We start from the raw sequence: 18,434 nt of genomic DNA on the forward strand, positions 1-18,434 counted from the left end.
GGGGGTTGGCTCCTTTTTCCCCGGGCCCGGCCCCGCCCCCCCCCCCCCCCCCCCCCCCCCCCCCCCCCTCGACTCTACGAAGAGATTGGGCAGTAGCCTCGGTCAAGACGCCGCGCCCATCGCCGCCTACACTGCGCGGCCTGTTCTCTCCCCCCGAAGCACCTGATATGCGCAACAACCCGATGGCCCTGGGCATCGCCAATGGCGTTGCCGCTGGCGCGCTGTGGGGCGTGGTCTTCCTCGCGCCTGCCGTGCTGCATTCCTTCAACGCACTGCAACTGTCCGCCGGCCGCTATCTGGTCTACGGCCTGATCGCGGTGATCCTGCTGCTGCCGCGCTGGAAGCGCCTGGCGCCGAAGCTGGGGCGTGCGGAGTGGATGGGCCTGCTGTGGCTCAGCCTGGCCGGCAATCTGGTGTATTTCCTGCTGCTGGCCACGGCCGTGCAGTGGGCAGGCGGCGCGGCGGCCTCGCTGATCGTCGGCCTGATCCCGGTGGTGGTGACCTTGGTCGGCGTGCGCGAAAAGGGCGCGGTGCCGTTGAAACAACTGTTGCCCGCGCTGGGGCTGTGCGTGCTCGGCGTGGCCCTGGTCGGCTGGGAATCGCTGATGTCCGAGCACCTGGGCACGCCGTGGCGGCAGCGCCTGATCGGCCTGCTGTGTGCCTTTGGTGCGCTTTTCTCGTGGGCGCTGTACTCGGTGGGCAACAGCCGTTGGCTGGCCCGGCGTGCCGATCTGTCCAGCCATGACTGGTCGCTGCTGACCGGCGTCACCACCGGTGGCCTGTCGCTGCTGCTGGTGCCGATGGCCTTCATCGGCCAGACCGCCGACCACACCCCCGCGCAGTGGAGCCTGTTCTGGGTGATCAGCGCCGGCGTCGCGGTCATCGCGTCGATCATCGGCAACGCGTTCTGGAACCGTGCCAGCCGCCTGCTTCCGTTGACCCTGACCGGGCAGATGATCGTGTTCGAAACCCTGTTCGCGCTGCTCTACGCCTTCGCCTGGCAGTGGCGTTGGCCGACCCTGCTTGAGGCGCTGGCGATCGTGTTCCTGGTGGCAGGCGTGCTGCTGTGTGCCCACGCGCACCGCGCTCCGCGTGCGATCGCCGAACATGCCGGCTGATTGCCGGCCTCATGCGCTCTGATGCCCGATTTGTCTCAATTGCAACCAAATGGCTGCACGTTGGGCGATGATCGGAACAAGCGATTTTTGCATCGCAGCACTTGACAGGCCCCCGGCACACGGTGTTTTCTGTGCGCCATGGTCTTCGATGCTGCTCTCGCCAGCCTGATTGCCCCCGCCACCGCGGGCGCGTCGACTGCGCCCGTCGCCATCACCACCATTATTACCACTACCGCCACCACTGCCCTGGTGCGGCCCGTCGTCTTCGTGTAATTCCCGAAAACAACGGCCCCGCACCATCCAGGTGACGGGGAAACCTACCACCTGCATGTGACGGGGCCTCCTACCGAGGTCTGCATGTCTTCCCACGCTCCCGCCCATCCCGCTGCACCGGCCGAGCTGGCCGCACCGTCCACCGTCGTGCACAAGTTCGGCGGCACCTCGGTGGCCAGCGCCGAACGCTACCGCCATGTAGCCGGCCTGCTGCTGGCCCGTCCCGAGTCGCTGCAGGTCACCGTTGTGTCGGCGATGAAGGGCGTCACCGATGCACTGATCGAGCTGGCCCAGCTGGCGGCGCGCGGCGATGCGGGCTGGCGCGAGGCCTGGCATGCCCTGCGTGCACGCCACCGTGGCGCGGCGGTGGCCCTGCTCGGCGAGCAGGTAGGCGAGACCGTGGAATGGATCGACGTGCGCTTCGACCACCTGGCCGAAGTGCTGGGTGCGCTGGCGGTGATCGGTGAGTTGCCGCGCGAGGTGCTGGACCGCGTGCAGGGGCTGGGCGAAGTGTTCTCCGCGCAGCTGCTGGGCATGCACCTGCAGGCACTCGGCGAAGACTGCGCGGTGCTGGATGCGCGTGATGTGCTGGTGGTGGGCCACGGCGAACTGGGCGTGGATGTGGACTGGGAGGCCAGCGCTGACCGACTGGCGAAATGGCGCCTGCAGCATCCGCAGTCGCGCGTGGTCGCCACCGGTTTCGTTGCCCGTGACCGTGAAGACCGCATCACCACGCTGGGCCGCAACGGCAGCGACTACTCCGGCGCGATCTTCGCTGCGCTGTTCAACGCAGATCAACTGCACATCTGGACCGACGTCGACGGCGTGTTGTCGGCCGATCCGAGACTGGTGCCGGAGGCCGTGCAGCTGCAAGCACTGAGCTACGACGAAGCCTGTGAGCTGGCCTATTTCGGCGCCAAGGTCGTGCATCCGCAGACGATGTCGCCGGCCATCCGCCTGGGCCTGCCGATCTTCATCCGCAACACCTTCCATCCGGCGCACCCGGGCACGCGCATCAGCGCCGAACGCTCGCCGCGCGGGCCGGTGAAGGGCCTGACCCTGAGCCCCGACCTGGCCCTGTTGAACCTGGAAGGCACCGGCCTGATGGGCGTGCCGGGCACGGCCGAACGCGTGTTCTCGGCCCTGCGCCAGGCGCAGGTGTCGGTGGTGATGATCTCGCAGGGGTCGTCCGAGCACTCGATCTGCTGCGTGGTGAAGGCCGGCGAGGCCGCGCGTGGTCGTGAGGCCCTGCTGCATGCATTCGCCCACGAACTGGCGGTGGGCCAGGTGCAGCGCGTGCAGGTCGGCGAGGGCGTCAGCGTGCTGGCCGCCGTGGGTGACGGCATGGCCGGCCAGCCCGGTGTGGCCGCACGCCTGTTCGAGGCGCTGGGACGTGCACGGGTGAACATCCTGGCGATCGCGCAGGGCTCGTCCGAGCGCAACATCTCCGTGGCCGTGGCCAGCGCCGATGCAACGCGCGCCCTGCGTGCCGCGCACGCCGGTTTCTGGCTGTCGCCGCAGACGTTCGCGGTGGGGGTGATCGGGCCGGGCAATGTCGGCGCCGCGCTGCTGGACCAGTTGCTGGCCGCGCGCCCCCAGCTGCTGGCCAAGGCCAACGTCGATCTGCGCCTGCGTGCGCTGGCCTCGCGTTCGCGCATGCGCCTGGAAGCCGATGTCCTGCACGCCGACTGGCGGCAGGCGCTGCACGACGATGGCCAGGCCAGCAACCTGGACGCCTTCACCGAACACCTGCTGGCCGCACACCTGCCGCACGCGGTGGTGATCGACTGCAGTGGCAGCGCCGAAGTGGCCGAGCGCTACGAGGGCTGGTTGGCCGCCGGCATCCATGTGGTCACCCCGAACAAGCAGGCGGGTTCGGGTCCGCTGTCGCGCTACCAGCGCATCCATGCCGCTGCCGCCGCCAGTGGCGCGCGCTTCCGTTACGAGGCCACGGTGGGCGCCGGCCTGCCGGTGATCACCACGCTGCGCGACCTGGTCGATACCGGCGATGAAGTGCTGGCGGTGGAAGGCATCTTCTCCGGCACGCTGGCCTGGCTGTTCAACCGCTTCGATGGCAGCCAGCCGTTCTCCGCCCTGGTGGCGCAGGCACGTTCGATGGGCTACACCGAGCCGGACCCGCGCGATGACCTGTCCGGCGTGGACGTGGCGCGCAAGCTGGTGATCCTCGCCCGTGAGGCCGGCCACGCGCTCAGCCTGGAACAGGTGCAGGTCGAAAGCCTGGTGCCGGCGCTGCTGCGCGATGGCAGCGTGGATGACTTCATGGCCCGCCTGGGCGAATCCGATGCCAGGCTGCTGCAGCGCCTCCAAGAGGCCCGGGCGCGTGGGGCGGTGCTGCGCTATGTCGCCCGGCTCGATGCGGAGGGTGCGTCGGTGGGCCTGCAGGAACTGCCGGCTGACCACACCTTCGCCAACCTGCGCCTGACCGACAACGTGGTGCAGTTCCGCACGCGCCGCTACTGCGACAACCCGCTGGTGGTGCAGGGCCCGGGTGCCGGGCCGGAAGTCACCGCCGCCGGCGTGTTCGCCGACCTGCTGCGCGTGGCCGCCGGCGAAGGAGCGCGGCTGTGATTGCACGTGCATTCGCGCCCGCGTCCGTTGCCAACGTGGCGGTGGGCTTTGACATTCTCGGGCATGCCATTGCCGGCATCGGCGATACCGTGACGGTGCGCCGCATCGATGAGCCGACCGTGCGCATCGACGCCATCCGTGGCAGTGCCGTCGAGCTGCCGCTGGATGCGCCGGGCAACACGGCCGGGGCGGCGCTGATCTCGCTGCGCGAGGGCCTGGGTCTTCCGTATGGCTTCGCCGTCGAGATCGACAAGGGCATTCCGTTCGGCTCGGGCATGGGCGGTTCGGCCGCCTCGTGCGTGGCCGCACTCGTGGCCGCCAACGCGCTGCTCGATGCACCGCTGCCGCGCGAAGCGTTGTATCCGCATGCGCTGGATGGTGAGGCAGTGGCCAGCGGCGGGCGCCACGGCGACAACGTCGGGCCGCTGCTGCTGGGCGGACTGGCGCTGTGCACGGCTGATCGCCTGCTGTCGATCCCGGTGCCGGCCAGCTGGCACAGCCTGCTGGTGCATCCGCACGCGGTGCTGGAGACCCGGCGAGCGCGTGCGGCACTGCAGGGCAGCTATGCGCTGGGCGAGTTCGTCGCGCAGAGCGCCAACCTTGCCCTGGTGCTCAGCGGTTGCCATCGCAGCGATGCGACCCTGGTACGCGCCGGCCTGCGCGACGTGCTGGTGGAGCCGCGCCGCGCCGCGCTGATCGCCGGCTTTGACACTGCACGCGATGCCGCGTTGGCGGCCAACGCAATGGGTGCGGGCATCTCCGGCGCAGGCCCGAGTGTGTTTGCCTGGTTTGAAGATGCCGACCAGGCCCATGCCGCTGCGGCGCCCGTGCGCGCGGCGTTTGCCGCCGCAGGCTTCGACAGCGAAGCCTGGGTCTCGCCGCTGGACGCTGCTGGAGCGCGACTGTGCTGAAACCTTCCCCCTTGCTGGATACCGAGCTCATGCAATTCGTTTCGACCCGAGGCCATGCGCCCGCTGTTGGCCTGAGTGCCGCCATCGCCGCCGGCCTGGCACCCGATGGCGGCCTGTACGTGCCCGACGTGTTGCCTGCGCCGCGCGAACTGCACGCCGGTGCCACCCTTGCCGAGACCGCTGCCGATCTGCTGGAGCCGTTTTTCGAGGGTGATCCGTTGCAGGACGCACTCCCGGAGATCTGCCGCGAGGCTTTCGATTTCCCGGTGCCGCTGCGTCCGCTGGGCCGCGACGACGACCATGTGCTGGAACTTTTCCATGGCCCGACCGCCGCGTTCAAGGACATCGGCGCGCGCTTCCTTGCCGGCACCCTGTCGCGCCTGCAGGCGGGCAAGGGCCGTGACCTGACGATTGTCGTGGCGACTTCCGGCGATACCGGTGCCGCGGTGGCAGCGGCCTTTCATCGCCAGCCCGGCGTGCGCGTGGTGGTGCTGTATCCCGATGGCCGTGTTTCGCCGCGCCAGGCACACCAGCTGGGCTGCTTCGGCGACAACATCCAGGCGCTGCGCGTGGCCGGCTCGTTCGATGACTGCCAGGCGATGGTCAAGCAGGCGCTGGCCGACACCGATCTGCAGGCGCAGGTGCCGTTGAGTTCGGCCAACAGCATCAGCCTCGGGCGTCTGCTGCCGCAGATGAGCTACTACGCGCATGCGGCGCTGACCCATCACGCGCGCACGCGGCGCCGCCTCAACCTGGTGGTGCCGACCGGCAACCTGGGCAATGCGATGGCGGCCGTGCTGGCGCGTGCGCTGGGTGTGCCGATCGGCCAGATCGTGTTGGCCACCAATGCCAATGCGGTGCTGCCGGCCTACTTCAACGGCGGCGACTATCAGCCGCAGGCCAGCGTGGCCACCGTGGCCAACGCGATGGATGTGGGCGCGCCGAGCAACTTCGAGCGCCTGCGATGGCTGTATGCCGAGGACGATGGCGAACTGCGCGCCGCCTTCCGCGCGTTCGCGGTGGATGACGTGAGCATCCGCGCGACCATCGCCAGTGCGCATGCCAGCAGCGGCGAGCTGTTCTGCCCGCACACCGCCACTGCGGTAAAAGTGCTGCATGACCTGCGCGCGCGCGGCGCCAAGGGCGACTGGGCGGTGGTGTCGACCGCGCACCCTGCAAAGTTCGAGGCGGTAGTGGAACCTTTGATCGGCGAAAGCGTGGCGGTGCCGCCGGCACTGGATGCGTTGCTGCAGCGGCCGGCGCATGCCGAGCCGCTGGCCGCCGATTACGCGGCGTTGCGCGAGGTGTTGCTGCGCTGATCAAACGCCGCCGGGCATGGCCCGGCGCTACCAGTAGGTCCATGTCATACGTGGATGCAGGCCGGCAACGTATGTGGGTAGCGCCGGGTCATACCCGGCGAGCGCAGCGGCAAACGGTAGCGCCGGGTCATACCCGGCGAGTGCAGCGGAGTCAGGCCAGCCCTTCGCCCGCCAGCGCGCGCAGCCCATCCTCGTCGAGGATCTCCACCACGTTCAGATGGGGCAGGGCGATCAGGCCCTGCTGGCGCAGCTTGGTGAAGGTGCGGCTGACCGTTTCCATGGTCAGGCCGAGGTGGTCGGCGATATCGCCGCGGCCCATCGGCAGCGAGACGCGCAGGCCATCGCCGCCCAGCCTGGCCTCGCGTGCGGCCAGGCGCAGCAGGAAGTCGGCCAGCTTTTCGGCCGGTTGCAGGCGGGCCAGCGCCAGCGCGGCATCCTGGGCGGCATCCAGTTCCTGGCAGGCGCGCTGCAGCAGCTTGCGCTCCAGGTGCGGGAAGCGGCCACGCAGCGCCTTCATCTGCGGCAGGGCCACGCGGCAGACACGGCTGTCAGCGATGGCTTCGATATCGTGGCGATGGTGGTCGCTGCCACTGAGGCCGAGGTAATCACCCGGCAGCACGAACCCGTTGATCTGGCGACGGCCATCGGCCAGCGTGCGCACCAGGCGCAGTGCACCCGACGTCAATGTATAGACATGCTGGCGTTCTTCGCCGGTGCGGGCCAAGGTGCTGCCCAGGCCCACCTGCTGCGACACGGTCACCTGTTCCAGCGCCTGCACTTCGTCGGGCGACAGCGCCGAACAGACCGCCAGGTGGCGGACCGAGCAGTGCAGGCAGTCCAGCGTGGTGCAGGACGGCGCGGCGTCATCGTGGGCGGCGGACGGAGCGCCGGAAGGCCGGGACATGGTGCGGAGGCGTATCACGGGCGGGGGAGGGCCTTATGATACTTCATGCGGCCCTATGGCCCCTGATCGGCGGCTGAGCCATGCGGGGCGGTAGAATGTCGCCCCCTCCCACGTTCCCGTTCCTGCAGGAGTTCCGCCCGTGATCAAGCCCCGTACCCCGCCCGGCACCCTTGAACTGTTGCCGCGCGAGCAGATTGCGTTCCAGCGCATGCTGGACGTCATCCGCCGCAACTACGAGCGCTTCGGGTTCCTGCCGGTGGAAACGCCGGTGTTCGAGCTGTCCGACGTCCTGCTGACCAAGTCCGGTGGCGAGACCGAGCGCCAGGTGTACTTCGTGCAGTCCACCGGCGCGCTGGCCAATGCCGCCGAATCGGGCGACCGCTCGCTGCCGGAAATGGCGCTGCGTTTCGACCTGACCGTGCCGCTGGCCCGCTACGTGGCCGAGCACGAGCACGAGTTGACCTTCCCGTTCCGCCGCTACCAGATGCAGCGCGTGTACCGCGGCGAGCGCGCCCAGCGTGGCCGCTTCCGCGAGTTTTACCAGTGCGACATCGACGTGATCGGCAAGGACAGCCTGAGCGTGCGCTACGACGCCGAAGTGCTGGCCGTCATCCACGCCGTGTTCTCCGAGCTGCGCATCGGTGATTTCAGCATCCAGCTGAACAACCGCAAGCTGATGCGCGGTTTCTTCGAAAGCCTGGGCGTGGCCGAAGGCGAGCGCCAGCTGGCCGTGCTGCGCGAGGTGGACAAGCTGGACAAGCGCGGCGCCGATTACGTGCGCGAAACGCTGGTGGGCGAGGGCTTCGACATCCCGGCCGAGCAGGTCGAGAAGATCCTGGCGTTCGTCGCCGTGCGCTCGAAGGGTCATGAAGATGCGCTGGCCCAGCTGGCTGCCCTGGAAGCCGGTGGCGCCTCGTCGGAAACCCTGCGCAACGGCGTGGCCGAGCTGCGCGAAGTGCTGCAGCTGGTGCAGGCGCTGGGCGTGCCGGAAACTGCGTACTGCCTGAACTTCTCCATCGCCCGCGGCCTGGATTACTACACCGGCACCGTCTACGAGACCACGCTGACCGACCACCCGCAGATCGGTTCGATCTGCTCGGGCGGCCGTTACGAAGACCTGGCCAGCCACTACAGCAAGTCCAAGCTGCCGGGCGTGGGCATCTCCATCGGCCTGTCGCGCCTGTTCTGGCAGCTGCGCGAGGCCGGCCTGATCGACGGCATCGAAGCCAGCAGCGTTCAGGCGCTGGTGGCACTGATGGACGAGCAGGGCATGGCGCAGTCGCTGGACATCGCCCGCCGCCTGCGCAGCGGTGGCATCAACACCGAAGTGCAGATGGAGCCGAAGAAGATCGGCAAGCAGTTCCAGTACGCCGCCAAGGCTGGCATCCGTTTCGTGGTCCTGGCCGGCGAAGACGAGCTGGCCCGCGGCGTCGTCGCAGTGAAGGACCTGGTGCGCGAGCAGCAGTTCGAAGTCTCCCGCGACGAACTGGCCAGCACCCTGCAGGTCGAGCTGGAACAGTCGAAGGTGATGTAACTGCCCGAGGCAGCGCCCAGAGGTTCAACGAAACGCCCACCACCCGGTGGGCGTTTTCGTTTCCGGACCGCGCTCCGAGTTCAGAGCCGTTTTCCTCCGGAAAACGGATCCGATCCCTGCCGTTCCAGCAGCTCGCGGCCGACTGTCGAAGGCGGGGTGGGTCCGGTTGCGGGGGCGTGAGCCGCATGGGCCCGAGGCATGCCTCGGGCGGGTTGGGCAGGACGCCCAACCCCGGTCTTGCCGTGTGCGCAGGACAGCGCACACGAGCAAGCGGCGACCGAGCTTACAGAGACGTACTTGCAGCGTCCCCCTCAGCCGGACCCACCCCGCCATCCCTCAGGAAGCCAGCTTCTGCTGTTGCTTCGGCTTCGGCTTCGGCTTCGGCAGGTGCAGGGCGCAGCCCTGCCAAGACCAACCCCGGATTTGACGCACTGCGCAAGAATGCGCTAACGTACTAGCGCGCTATTACATTGATGCAAGAAATCCACCCAGTGAAAGCCCGCCCCGACATCGCTGCCAAAGACCCCCAGGCCGACCTCGACTCCCTGGCCCAGGCCTTTGCCGCCCTGCGCGAACCCGACCAGGTGCTCGCCTTCCTGCGCGACCTCTGCACCCCGGCCGAGCTCGAAGCCATGGCCGACCGCTGGAAGGTCGTCCCCCTGCTGCAGCAGGGCGTGCCCTACCGCGAGATCCACGAACGCACCGGCGTCAGCGTGACCACCACCGGACGGGTGGCACGCACCCTCGAGCATGGCCATCGAGGCTATGCCGCCGCTGTCGACCGCCTTGCTTCGCGCTGATCCGCGCCCCGTTCCGAACTTAGAGACCTCCCCCATGAGTGCAACCCAGGCAGCGCCGGCACGTGACCGGCTGCGTATCGCCATCCAGAAGAGTGGCCGTCTGGCCGAACCCGCCCGCAACCTGCTCAGCGCCTGCGGCCTGAGCTGGCGCGAAAGCCGCGACAAGCTGTTCTGCTACGGCGAATCGCTGCCGGTGGACCTGCTGCTGGTGCGCGACGACGACATCCCCGGCCTGATCGCCGACGGCGTCTGCGATCTCGGCATCGTCGGCCGCAACGAGCTGGACGAGCAGGCCGCCGCACGCCGCCAGATCGGCCTGCCCGACGCCTACCAGGCCCTGCGCGGGCTGGGCTTCGGCCAGTGCCGTCTGATGCTGGCCGTGCCCGAGGAATGGCAGTGGGAAGGCCCGGCGCAGCTGGCCGGCACCCGCATCGCCACCAGCTACCCGGCCATCCTCAAGCAGTGGCTGGCCGAGCAGGGCGTGGACGCGCAGGTGGTCGAACTCTCCGGCTCGGTGGAAATCGCCCCGCGCCTGGGCACCGCCGAGCTGATCTGCGACCTGGTCTCCAGTGGCGCCACCCTGCGCGCCAACCAGCTCACCCCGGTGCACAACCTGCTGGACAGCGAAGCCGTGCTGGCCGGTGCAGTGCGCGTGCCGGACGACGCCCGCGCCGGGCTGCGCAGCATGCTGCTGCGGCGCTTGGACGGCGTGTTGCAGAAGCAGGATCGCAAGCTGCTGATGTTCCGCGCCAGCGAGGACCGCGTGGACGTGCTGGCGCAACTGCTGGCCGATGCCGAACCGCTGGTGCGTTTGCCTGCAGATGGTGGTGCACTGCGCCTGCAGACCATGTGCCCGGGGCCGCTGACCTGGCAGCGCATGGAAGAACTGGAGCGCGCCGGCGCACAGGGCCTGATGGTACTGAGCGTGGAGCGGTCGCTGGCATGAATCGTCTGATCTGGTCACAACTTGATGAAGCCGCCTGCAGCGCGGCGCTGACCCGCCCGGTGCAGTCCGTGGCGCAGCAGACCCGCGATGCCGTCGCCGCGCTGATCGCGCAGGTACGGATGCAGGGCGACGAGGCGCTGCGCGCCATCACCACCCGTTTCGATCGCGTCGAACTGACATCGTTTGAAGTGAGCGAGGCGGAGTTCGCTGCGGCCGAAGCCGCCGTGCCGGCAGAACTGCGCCAGGCCATGGTCGACGCCGCCGCGCGCATCACCCGCTTCCACGAAGCGGGCATGGGCAAGGGCTATGCGGTGGAAACCGCGCCCGGCGTGGTCTGCGAACGCATGCTGCGGCCGGTCGGCCGCGTCGGCCTGTACGTGCCGGCCGGCAGCGCACCATTGCCGTCCACCGCGCTGATGCTGGGTGTGCCGGCGCAGCTGGCCGGTTGCCCGCAGGTCGTGCTGTGCACGCCGCCGCGCGCCGATGGCACGGCCGATCCGGCGGTGCTGGTGGCCGCGCGCCTGACCGGCGTGCAGCGCGTGTACAAGCTGGGCGGTGCCCAGGCCATCGCCGCGATGGCCTACGGCACGGCCAGCATTCCGGCCTGCGACAAGCTGTTCGGGCCGGGCAACAGCTTCGTCACCGAAGCAAAGCAGCAGGTCGCACAGGACGGCGCCGCCGCCATCGACATGCCGGCCGGCCCTTCGGAAGTGCTGGTCATCGCCGATGCCGGTGCCAATCCGGCGTTCGTGGCCGCCGATCTGCTGTCGCAGGCCGAGCATGGCCCGGATTCGCAGGTGCTGCTGCTGACCGACGATGCGGCGCTGCTGGCGGCGGTCGAAGCGGAAGTGGAGCGCCAGGTCGCGCTGCTGCCGCGCCAGGAGATCGCACGCCAGGCCCTGTCGGCCTCGCGCCTGATCCAGGTCGATACGCTGGCGGACGCCTTCGCGATCAGCAACCGCTACGCACCCGAGCACTTGATCCTCGCCCTGCGCGGACCGCGTGACTGGCTGGACCAGGTGCAGGCCGCCGGCTCGGTGTTCCTCGGCGACTACACCCCCGAAGCACTGGGCGACTACTGCAGTGGCACCAACCACGTGCTGCCCACCGCCGGTGCCGCGCGTGCCTACAGCGGCGTCAGCGTCGCCAGTTTCCAGAACCTGATCAGCGTGCAGAGCGCCAGCGCCGCCGGCCTGGCCGCGATCGGCGGCTGCGCGCGCATCATCGCCAGCGCCGAAGGCCTGGACGCGCACGAACGTGCCGTGGCCCTGCGCATGGAGGCCGCCGCATGAGCGCCGCCATCGATGACGTGCTGGCACTGGTGCGCCCGGACCTGCAGGCCTTCGCCGGCTACAGCTCGGCGCGCAGCGCGGCCGTGCAGGGCGAGGTGTGGTTGAACGCCAATGAATCGGCCTGGGCCAATCCAGCCGACAGTGCCGGCAGCAGCCGACGCTACCCGGAGCCGCAGCCGCTGGCGCTGCGCGAAGGACTGGCGGCCCTGTACGGCGTGCAGCCGCAGCAGCTGCTGGTCGGGCGGGGCAGCGACGAGGCCATCGACCTGCTGGTGCGCGCCCTGTGCGTGCCTGGCCGCGATGCTGTGCTGGTGACCTCGCCGGTGTTCGGCATGTATGCGGTCTGCGCGCGCCTGCAGGGTGCGCCGTTGATCGACGTGCCGCTGGTCGATGGCGAAGACGGCCTGCGTGCCGACCTCGACGCGGTCATCGACACGGCACAGGCGCAGGGCGCCAAGCTGGTGTTCCTGTGCGCGCCGTCCAACCCGGCCGGCAGCGATATCAGCCTTGCCGGGATCGAACGCGTGGCCACCGCGCTGCGCGGGCAGGCCCTGGTGGTGGTCGACGAGGCCTACGTCGAATACGCGCAGCGCGCGTCGGCGACCACGCTGCTGGCTGCACACGCCAACGTCGCCGTGCTGCGCACGCTGTCAAAAGCGCACGCATTGGCTGCTGCGCGCATTGGCACCCTGGTTGCCGCGCCGGAACTGATTGCCGTGCTGCGTCGCTGCCAGGCGCCGTACCCGGTGCCGACCCCGTGTGCCGAGCTCGCCGTGCAGGCACTGCAGCCGGCCGCCTTGGCCCGTACCGCAGAGCGCGTGGCCACGGTCATCGCCGAGCGCGACCGTCTGTTCTCTGCCTTGCCGGGCCTGCCTGGCGTGCGTCGCGTGTACCGCTCGTCCGGCAACTACCTGCTGGTCCGCTTCGCCGATGCGCAGGCGGCGTTCGATACACTGCTGGCCGCCGGCGTGGTGGTGCGTGACCAGCGCGCCGCGCCGCAGCTGGGCGATGCCCTGCGCATCAGCATCGGCAGCCCCGAAGAAAACGACCGCGTGCTCGCGGCCCTGTCGGCCCGGAGGGCTGCTGCATGACCCCCATCCTGTTCATCGACCGCGACGGCACCCTCATCGAGGAGCCGGCCGACTTCCAGATCGACGCCTACGAAAAGCTGCGCTTCGTGCCACAGGTGATCCCGGCGCTGCTGAAGCTGCGCGACGCCGGTTACCAATTCGTCATCGTCACCAACCAGGACGGCCTGGGCAGCGAAAGCTACCCGCGCGCCAGCTTCGATGGCCCCAACGACCTGATGCTGCAGATCTTCGAAAGCCAAGGCATCAGCTTCCGGGACGTGCTGGTGGACTGCAGCTGGCCGCAGGACAACGCGCCCACCCGCAAGCCGGGCATCGGCCTGATGACCGCCTACCTGCAGGACCGCAGCATCGACTGGGCGCGGTCGGGCATGGTCGGTGACCGCATCACCGACCTGCAGTTCGCCGACAACCTCAACATCCGTGGCTTCCAGCTGCGCACCGAACAGTTCGGTGGTGAGTGGGACTGGCCCGGCATCGCCCACGCCCTGGCCGATGCACCGCGCACCGCCGTGGTCCAGCGCAACACCAAGGAAACGAAGATCCGCGTCGAACTGGACCTGGATCGTGCCGGCGACGCGTATATTTCCACTGGCCTGCCGTTCTTCGACCACATGCTGGAACAGATCGGCAAGCACGGCGGCTTCGCTCTGGATATCCGGGCCGAGGGTGACCTGCACATTGACGAACACCACACGATCGAAGACACCGGGCTGGCCCTGGGCCAGGCGCTGCGCGAGGCGCTGGGTGACAAGCGCGGCATCGGCCGCTATGGCTTCACCCTGCCGATGGACGAGACCCTGGCCAGCGTCGCGCTGGATTTCAGCGGCCGGCCGTATTTCGTGTTCGAAGGCGAGTTCAAGCGCGAGCGCGTGGGCGACATGCCGACCGAGCTGGTGCCGCACTTCTTCCGTTCGCTGTGCGATGCCAGCGGCCTGAACCTCAACCTGCAGGTGCGCGGCGACAACGACCACCACAAGGTGGAAGCCTGTTTCAAGGCACTGGCGCGTGCACTGCGCCCGGCACTGGCCCGTCAGGGCAGCGCGTTGCCGACCACCAAGGGGGCGCTGTGAGCGAGGTTGCACTGATCGATGCCGGCGGTGCCAACCTCGGTTCGGTGCGCTACGCGCTGGAGCGGCTGGGCGCGAACGTGCGCCTGGTACGCGATGCCGAGGGCCTGGTCGGCGCGCAGCGGGTGATCCTGCCCGGCGTCGGAGCCGCGGCACCGGGCATGCAGCGCCTGCATGCACAGGGCCTGGTTGAACCGCTGCGCCGCCTGGAGGTACCGCTGATGGGCATCTGCCTGGGCATGCAGCTGCTGTTCGAACGTTCCGAAGAAACCGGCGTGGATGCGCTGGGCCTGATTCCCGGCACCGTGCGCAAGCTGGTGCCGGCCTGTGGCATCCGCGTGCCGCACATGGGCTGGAACCGGCTGCTGGCGCTGCGCCCGTCGCTGCTGCTGCAGGGCGTGCCGGACCGTTCCAGCGCGTATTTCGTGCACAGCTACGCCGCGCCGCTGAACGCCCACACCGTCGCCGCCTGTGACCACGGCGGCCTGTTCACCGCCGTGATCGAGCAGGGCCGCTATTTCGGCGCCCAGTTCCACCCCGAGCGTTCCGGCGATACCGGTTCGCTGATGCTGCGCAATTTCCTCGAGGGCACTGCTGCATGAGTTTCACCGTCTACCCCGCACTGGATATCCGCGAAGGCCGCGTGGTGCGCCTGCGCCAGGGCGACTACGCGCAGGAAACCTCCTACGGCGACGATCCGCTGCCGCGCGCGCAGGCGTTTGCCGCGCAGGGCGCGCAGTGGATGCACCTGGTCGACCTGGACGCTGCTCGCGCCGGCGGCTACACCCTGGCCCCGCTGCTGGCGTCGATCCGCCAGAACACCTCCCTGCAGGTGCAGACCGGTGGCGGCGTGCGTGGTCGCGATGACGTGGCGCGCATCCTCGATGCCGGTGCCAACCGCGTGGTGGTCGGCTCGCTGGCCGTGCGCCGCCCCGACGAAGTGCTGGGCTGGCTCGCTGAATTCGGCGCCGAACGCATCACCATTGCCCTCGACGCCCGCCAGGACGCGCAGGGCCAGTGGCAGCTGCCGGTGCACGGCTGGACCGAGAATGCCGGGGTGACCCTGGACGACCTGGCCCAGCGCTACGCGCGCGGCGGCATGCGCCACCTGCTGTGCACCGACATCGCCCGCGACGGCATGCTGGCCGGCCCCAACATCAGCCTCTACACGCACCTGTCGGCCCTGTTGCCGGGCGTGGCGGTGCAGGCGTCCGGTGGCATCCGTGACGTGGCCGACGTGGCCGAAGCACGCGCTGCCGGCTGCGGCGGCGCCATCCTCGGCAAGGCGCTGCTGGAACAGCGCATGGACCTGGGCGAGGCACTGGCATGCTGAGCCGCCGCATCATTCCCTGCCTGGACGTGCGCGATGGCCGCGTGGTCAAGGGCGTGCGCTTCCGCGACCACGTCGACATGGGCGACATCGCCGAGCTGGCCCAGCGCTACCGCGACCAGGGCGCCGACGAGCTGGTGTTCTATGACATCGGTGCCAGCCCCGAGGCACGCTCGGTGGACGTGGCCTGGATCGAGCGCATCGCGCGCCTGATCGACATCCCGTTCTGCGTGGCCGGTGGCATCGACAGCGTGAGCACCGCACGCCGGGTGCTGTTTGCCGGTGCGGACAAGGTGTCGATCAACTCGCCCGCGTTGGGTCGCCCGGAACTGATCACTGAACTGGCCGAAGAGTTCGGCGTGCAGTGTGTGGTGGTCGGCGTTGATTCGGTGCGCGAGGACGATGGCCAGTGGCGGGTGCGCCGTTTCACTGGTGACCCGAGCAAGACCCAGGCCGTGCCGCTGCGCACGCTGGACTGGATCGTCGAGGCGCAGCGCCGCGGTGCCGGTGAGATCGTGTTGAACTGCATGGACAGCGATGGCGTGCGCCGTGGCTACGATGTGGAGCAGCTGCGCCAGGCGCGTGCGTTGTGCAATGTGCCGCTTATCGCCTCTGGCGGTGCCGGTGCGATGGAGCACTTCGCCCAGGCCTTCGACCAGGCCGACGTGGACGGCGCGCTGGCTGCCAGCGTGTTCCACAGCGGCGCCATCGCCATTGCAGATTTGAAGCGCTACCTGCGCGACCAGCAGATCGAGGTTCGAGATGTCTATTGAAGTACGCCCGTCGCCGCAGGCGCTGCAATCGCTGGACTGGGCAAAGGGCGATGGCCTGCTGCCGGCCGTGGTGCAGGATGCCGACACCCTGCAGGTGCTGATGCTGGGCTATGTCAACGCCGAGTCGCTGCACGTCACCCAGGTGACCGGGCACATGACCTTCTTCAGCCGCAGCAAGCAGCGCCTGTGGACCAAGGGCGAGCAGTCCGGCCACGTGCTGGCGGTGCAGTCGATCAGCGTGGACTGCGATGCCGACACCGTGCTGGTGCTGGCACGTCCGGCCGGCCCGACCTGCCATACCGGTGCTGAAAGCTGCTTCGATGGCGCGCCGAAGGATTTCCTGGGTGGTCTGGGCCAGCTGGTGGCCGTGCGCGAAGCACAGCGTCCGCTGGGCAGCTACACCACCTCGCTGTTCGAAGGTGGCATCCGTCGCATCGCGCAGAAGGTGGGCGAGGAGGGCGTGGAAACGGCGCTGGCTGCGGTGGCGCAGGACGACGAGGCCCTGCTGGGCGAATCGGCCGACCTGCTGTACCACCTGCTGGTGCTGCTGCGCGCACGCGGGCTGTCGCTGCAGGACGCCCGCGATGTGTTGGAAATGCGCCATCGTTGATAGGGGCGTGCGGACCAACGGTCCGCACCTGCCGGGCACGCGGACGATGATGGAGGCGTGCGGACCAACGGTCCGCACCTACCGGACACTCGGGCGATGATGGAGGCGTGCGCACCAGCGGTCCGCAACTACCGGACGACATTGCGTGCGCGATGTCATCAACGGAATTTACAATGGGCGGTCTTTCTTTCCCGGACCGCCCCCATGAAACTGCCCGCCGCCTGGCTGTGCTGCCTGTTGCTGACTTCGCCGGCCTGGGCCGCCGACACGGTGGTCAGTGGCAAGGTCTATCTCGAACGCGACGGCAAGCCCGGTCGCGGCGCGACCGATCCGGGCCTGGCCGGGGTGCAGGTCTCCAATGGCGAGACCATCGTCAAGACCGCGGCCGACGGCAGCTACAGCCTGCCGGTGCGCGACGGGCAGACCGTGTTCGTTATCAAGCCCGATGCCTACAGCTTCCCGAAGGCGGCCGATGGTCTGCCTGCGTTCTGGCGCCACTATCGGCCGAACGGTTCACCGGCGCTGAAGTACGGCGGCATCGCCGCCACCGGCGCGGCCGATCGTGGCTGGGATTTCGCCCTGCAGTCCGATCGCCACGACAGCCGCCGTGGTTTCCAGATGCTGGTCTTCACCGATTCGCAGACTGCAAGTCTGAAGGACATCGGCTACTACCAGCAGTCCATCGTAGCGCCGCTGGTGGGCCAGACCAAGGCGCGCCTGGGTACCACCCTCGGCGACATCGTCAACGACGACCTGAGCCTGTACCCGGCCATCAACAAGGTCACCACCGGACTGGGCGTGCCGTGGTTCCATGTGCCGGGCAACCACGACCTGGATGTCGATGCCGCCAACGACGACCACTCGCTGGACAGCTGGCGCAACATCTACGGCCCGGACACCTACGCGGTGGAAGAGGGCGGGGCCAGCTTCGTGTTCCTCGACGACGTGGTCTACGACCCCAACGCCAAGCCGAAGTACGTCGGTGGCCTGCGCGAGGACCAGTTCGCCTTCTTGGCCGGCTACCTGAAGGGCCTGCGCAAGGACCGCCTGCTGGTGCTGGGCATGCACATCCCGCTGTTCGACGCTGCGCCGGGTCGCGAGACCTTCCGCCATGCTGACCGCCAGCGCCTGTTCGACCTGCTCAAGGACTTCCGCAACGTGCTTGTGCTGAGCGGCCACAGCCACACCCAGCAGCACGTCTACCACGGCAAGAACGAGGGCTGGCAGGGTGAGAAGCCGCTGCACGAATACAACGTCGGTGCCAACTGCGGCGCGTTCTGGTCGGGCGTGAAGAATGCCGCGGGCGTGCCGGACAGCACCATGAGCGATGGCACGCCGAAGGGCTATGCGCTGCTGGACGTGGCCGGCAATGGCAGCTACCGCCTGCAGTACCGCGTGGCCGGTGCCCCGGCCAGCGCCCAGATCGGCCTGCATGCGCCGAAGGTGCTGCGCCAGGGGGCCTACCCGGCATGGGGCGTGTACGCCAACGTGTACATGGGCGAAGACACCAGCGTGGTCGAGTTCCGCGTCGACGGCGGCGCCTGGCAGCCGATGAAGCAGGTCAGCCAGCCCGACCCGCGCCTGCTGGTGGAGAACGTGGCCGATGACACGGCCGACGCCCTGCGCGGCTATGATCGTTCGCCGGAAGCGACCGCATCGCCGCACCTGTGGCGTGGCGCGCTGCCGACCAACCTTGAGGTGGGCAGCCACAAGGTCGAGGTGCGCTCGACCCAGCCCGATGGCGCGGTGTTCACCGCCACCACCCGCTACAGCCTGCAGACGGCCCAGCCCTGATCCAGGCCGGACCGGGTGCAGGTTCGCTGCACCCTGTCCCGCAGCGTTGGCAAAGCGCGTTCAATGCCTGAGAATCGACACGA

At 68.9% G+C, this 18,434-nt stretch carries 16 protein-coding genes; 15 read left to right on the forward strand and 1 reads right to left on the reverse strand.

What is annotated here, in order from left to right; genetic code table 11:
• The first annotated feature begins 167 nt into the window (after positions 1 to 167).
• The 4 genes from FJU31_RS08750 (at position 168) to thrC (ending at position 6,210) form a co-directional block, all read left to right on the forward strand.
• Positions 168 to 1,118, forward strand: a complete 951-nt coding sequence (locus tag FJU31_RS08750) for a DMT family transporter (RefSeq protein ID WP_150454398.1) — start codon at positions 168 to 170, stop codon at positions 1,116 to 1,118.
• Positions 1,119 to 1,475: 357 nt separating this feature from the next.
• A complete protein-coding gene (gene thrA, locus FJU31_RS08755) occupies positions 1,476 to 3,980 on the forward strand; it encodes a bifunctional aspartate kinase/homoserine dehydrogenase I (protein WP_150454399.1) in 2,505 nt (834 codons plus the stop codon).
• Entirely contained in the window at positions 3,977 to 4,891 is a 915-nt protein-coding gene (locus FJU31_RS08760; protein WP_150454400.1) for a homoserine kinase, read from the forward strand. Before thrA ends, FJU31_RS08760 begins: the two co-directional genes overlap by 4 nt.
• A 29-nt stretch (positions 4,892 to 4,920) precedes the next feature.
• On the forward strand, positions 4,921 to 6,210 hold the full coding sequence (thrC, locus tag FJU31_RS08765) for a threonine synthase (protein WP_150454401.1): 1,290 nt from the start codon (positions 4,921 to 4,923) through the stop codon (positions 6,208 to 6,210).
• A 151-nt stretch (positions 6,211 to 6,361) separates the two neighbouring features.
• Here thrC and FJU31_RS08770 read toward each other — a convergent pair whose 3' ends face one another.
• Positions 6,362 to 7,114 carry a Crp/Fnr family transcriptional regulator gene (locus tag FJU31_RS08770; RefSeq protein ID WP_150454402.1) on the reverse strand — a complete coding sequence of 251 codons (753 nt, stop codon included), beginning with the start codon at positions 7,112 to 7,114 and terminating at the stop codon, positions 6,362 to 6,364.
• 139 nt (positions 7,115 to 7,253) lie between these two features.
• Between FJU31_RS08770 and hisS the strand changes: the two genes are divergently transcribed.
• From hisS to FJU31_RS08830, 11 genes are all read left to right on the forward strand, one after another.
• Entirely contained in the window at positions 7,254 to 8,648 is a 1,395-nt protein-coding gene (hisS, locus tag FJU31_RS08775; protein WP_150454403.1) for a histidine--tRNA ligase, read from the forward strand.
• Positions 8,649 to 9,139: 491 nt separating this feature from the next.
• On the forward strand, positions 9,140 to 9,448 hold the full coding sequence (locus tag FJU31_RS08785) for a YerC/YecD family TrpR-related protein (RefSeq protein WP_108768699.1): 309 nt from the start codon (positions 9,140 to 9,142) through the stop codon (positions 9,446 to 9,448).
• A 34-nt stretch (positions 9,449 to 9,482) separates the two neighbouring features.
• Positions 9,483 to 10,394: an ATP phosphoribosyltransferase gene (hisG, locus tag FJU31_RS08790; protein ID WP_150454405.1), complete on the forward strand. Its 912-nt coding sequence runs from the start codon at positions 9,483 to 9,485 to the stop codon at positions 10,392 to 10,394.
• Positions 10,391 to 11,686 carry a histidinol dehydrogenase gene (gene hisD / locus FJU31_RS08795; RefSeq protein WP_150454406.1) on the forward strand — a complete coding sequence of 432 codons (1,296 nt, stop codon included), beginning with the start codon at positions 10,391 to 10,393 and terminating at the stop codon, positions 11,684 to 11,686. Before hisG ends, hisD begins: the two co-directional genes overlap by 4 nt.
• Positions 11,683 to 12,777 (forward strand): histidinol-phosphate transaminase, encoded by a 1,095-nt coding sequence (gene hisC, locus FJU31_RS08800; protein WP_150454407.1) that lies wholly within the window; start codon positions 11,683 to 11,685, stop codon positions 12,775 to 12,777. Before hisD ends, hisC begins: the two co-directional genes overlap by 4 nt.
• On the forward strand, positions 12,774 to 13,847 hold the full coding sequence (hisB, locus tag FJU31_RS08805; protein ID WP_150454408.1) for a bifunctional histidinol-phosphatase/imidazoleglycerol-phosphate dehydratase HisB: 1,074 nt from the start codon (positions 12,774 to 12,776) through the stop codon (positions 13,845 to 13,847). Before hisC ends, hisB begins: the two co-directional genes overlap by 4 nt.
• Positions 13,844 to 14,446, forward strand: a complete 603-nt coding sequence (gene hisH / locus FJU31_RS08810) for an imidazole glycerol phosphate synthase subunit HisH (protein ID WP_108768703.1) — start codon at positions 13,844 to 13,846, stop codon at positions 14,444 to 14,446. Before hisB ends, hisH begins: the two co-directional genes overlap by 4 nt.
• Positions 14,443 to 15,177 carry a 1-(5-phosphoribosyl)-5-[(5-phosphoribosylamino)methylideneamino]imidazole-4-carboxamide isomerase gene (gene hisA / locus FJU31_RS08815; protein ID WP_150454409.1) on the forward strand — a complete coding sequence of 245 codons (735 nt, stop codon included), beginning with the start codon at positions 14,443 to 14,445 and terminating at the stop codon, positions 15,175 to 15,177. Before hisH ends, hisA begins: the two co-directional genes overlap by 4 nt.
• Positions 15,171 to 15,947: an imidazole glycerol phosphate synthase subunit HisF gene (gene hisF, locus FJU31_RS08820; RefSeq protein ID WP_150454410.1), complete on the forward strand. Its 777-nt coding sequence runs from the start codon at positions 15,171 to 15,173 to the stop codon at positions 15,945 to 15,947. Before hisA ends, hisF begins: the two co-directional genes overlap by 7 nt.
• On the forward strand, positions 15,937 to 16,557 hold the full coding sequence (hisIE, locus tag FJU31_RS08825; protein WP_150454411.1) for a bifunctional phosphoribosyl-AMP cyclohydrolase/phosphoribosyl-ATP diphosphatase HisIE: 621 nt from the start codon (positions 15,937 to 15,939) through the stop codon (positions 16,555 to 16,557). The genes hisF and hisIE overlap by 11 nt, the downstream gene beginning before the upstream one ends.
• A 204-nt stretch (positions 16,558 to 16,761) precedes the next feature.
• Positions 16,762 to 18,351 carry a calcineurin-like phosphoesterase C-terminal domain-containing protein gene (locus FJU31_RS08830; protein ID WP_150454412.1) on the forward strand — a complete coding sequence of 530 codons (1,590 nt, stop codon included), beginning with the start codon at positions 16,762 to 16,764 and terminating at the stop codon, positions 18,349 to 18,351.
• Positions 18,352 to 18,434 lie beyond the last annotated feature (83 nt).

This window comes from Stenotrophomonas cyclobalanopsidis (assembly GCF_008710035.1).
GTDB classification, from domain to species: domain Bacteria; phylum Pseudomonadota; class Gammaproteobacteria; order Xanthomonadales; family Xanthomonadaceae; genus Stenotrophomonas; species Stenotrophomonas cyclobalanopsidis.

Coding starts and splice junctions, on each gene's coding strand:
- FJU31_RS08750 (WP_150454398.1), top strand. CDS start 168: ATGCGCAACAACCCGATGGCCCTGGGCATCGCCAATGGCGTTGCCGCT.
- thrA (WP_150454399.1), top strand. CDS start 1,476: ATGTCTTCCCACGCTCCCGCCCATCCCGCTGCACCGGCCGAGCTGGCC.
- thrC (WP_150454401.1), top strand. CDS start 4,921: ATGCAATTCGTTTCGACCCGAGGCCATGCGCCCGCTGTTGGCCTGAGT.
- FJU31_RS08770 (WP_150454402.1), bottom strand. CDS start 7,114: ATGTCCCGGCCTTCCGGCGCTCCGTCCGCCGCCCACGATGACGCCGCG.
- hisG (WP_150454405.1), top strand. CDS start 9,483: ATGAGTGCAACCCAGGCAGCGCCGGCACGTGACCGGCTGCGTATCGCC.
- hisD (WP_150454406.1), top strand. CDS start 10,391: ATGAATCGTCTGATCTGGTCACAACTTGATGAAGCCGCCTGCAGCGCG.
- hisC (WP_150454407.1), top strand. CDS start 11,683: ATGAGCGCCGCCATCGATGACGTGCTGGCACTGGTGCGCCCGGACCTG.
- hisB (WP_150454408.1), top strand. CDS start 12,774: ATGACCCCCATCCTGTTCATCGACCGCGACGGCACCCTCATCGAGGAG.
- hisA (WP_150454409.1), top strand. CDS start 14,443: ATGAGTTTCACCGTCTACCCCGCACTGGATATCCGCGAAGGCCGCGTG.
- hisF (WP_150454410.1), top strand. CDS start 15,171: ATGCTGAGCCGCCGCATCATTCCCTGCCTGGACGTGCGCGATGGCCGC.
- hisIE (WP_150454411.1), top strand. CDS start 15,937: ATGTCTATTGAAGTACGCCCGTCGCCGCAGGCGCTGCAATCGCTGGAC.
- FJU31_RS08830 (WP_150454412.1), top strand. CDS start 16,762: ATGAAACTGCCCGCCGCCTGGCTGTGCTGCCTGTTGCTGACTTCGCCG.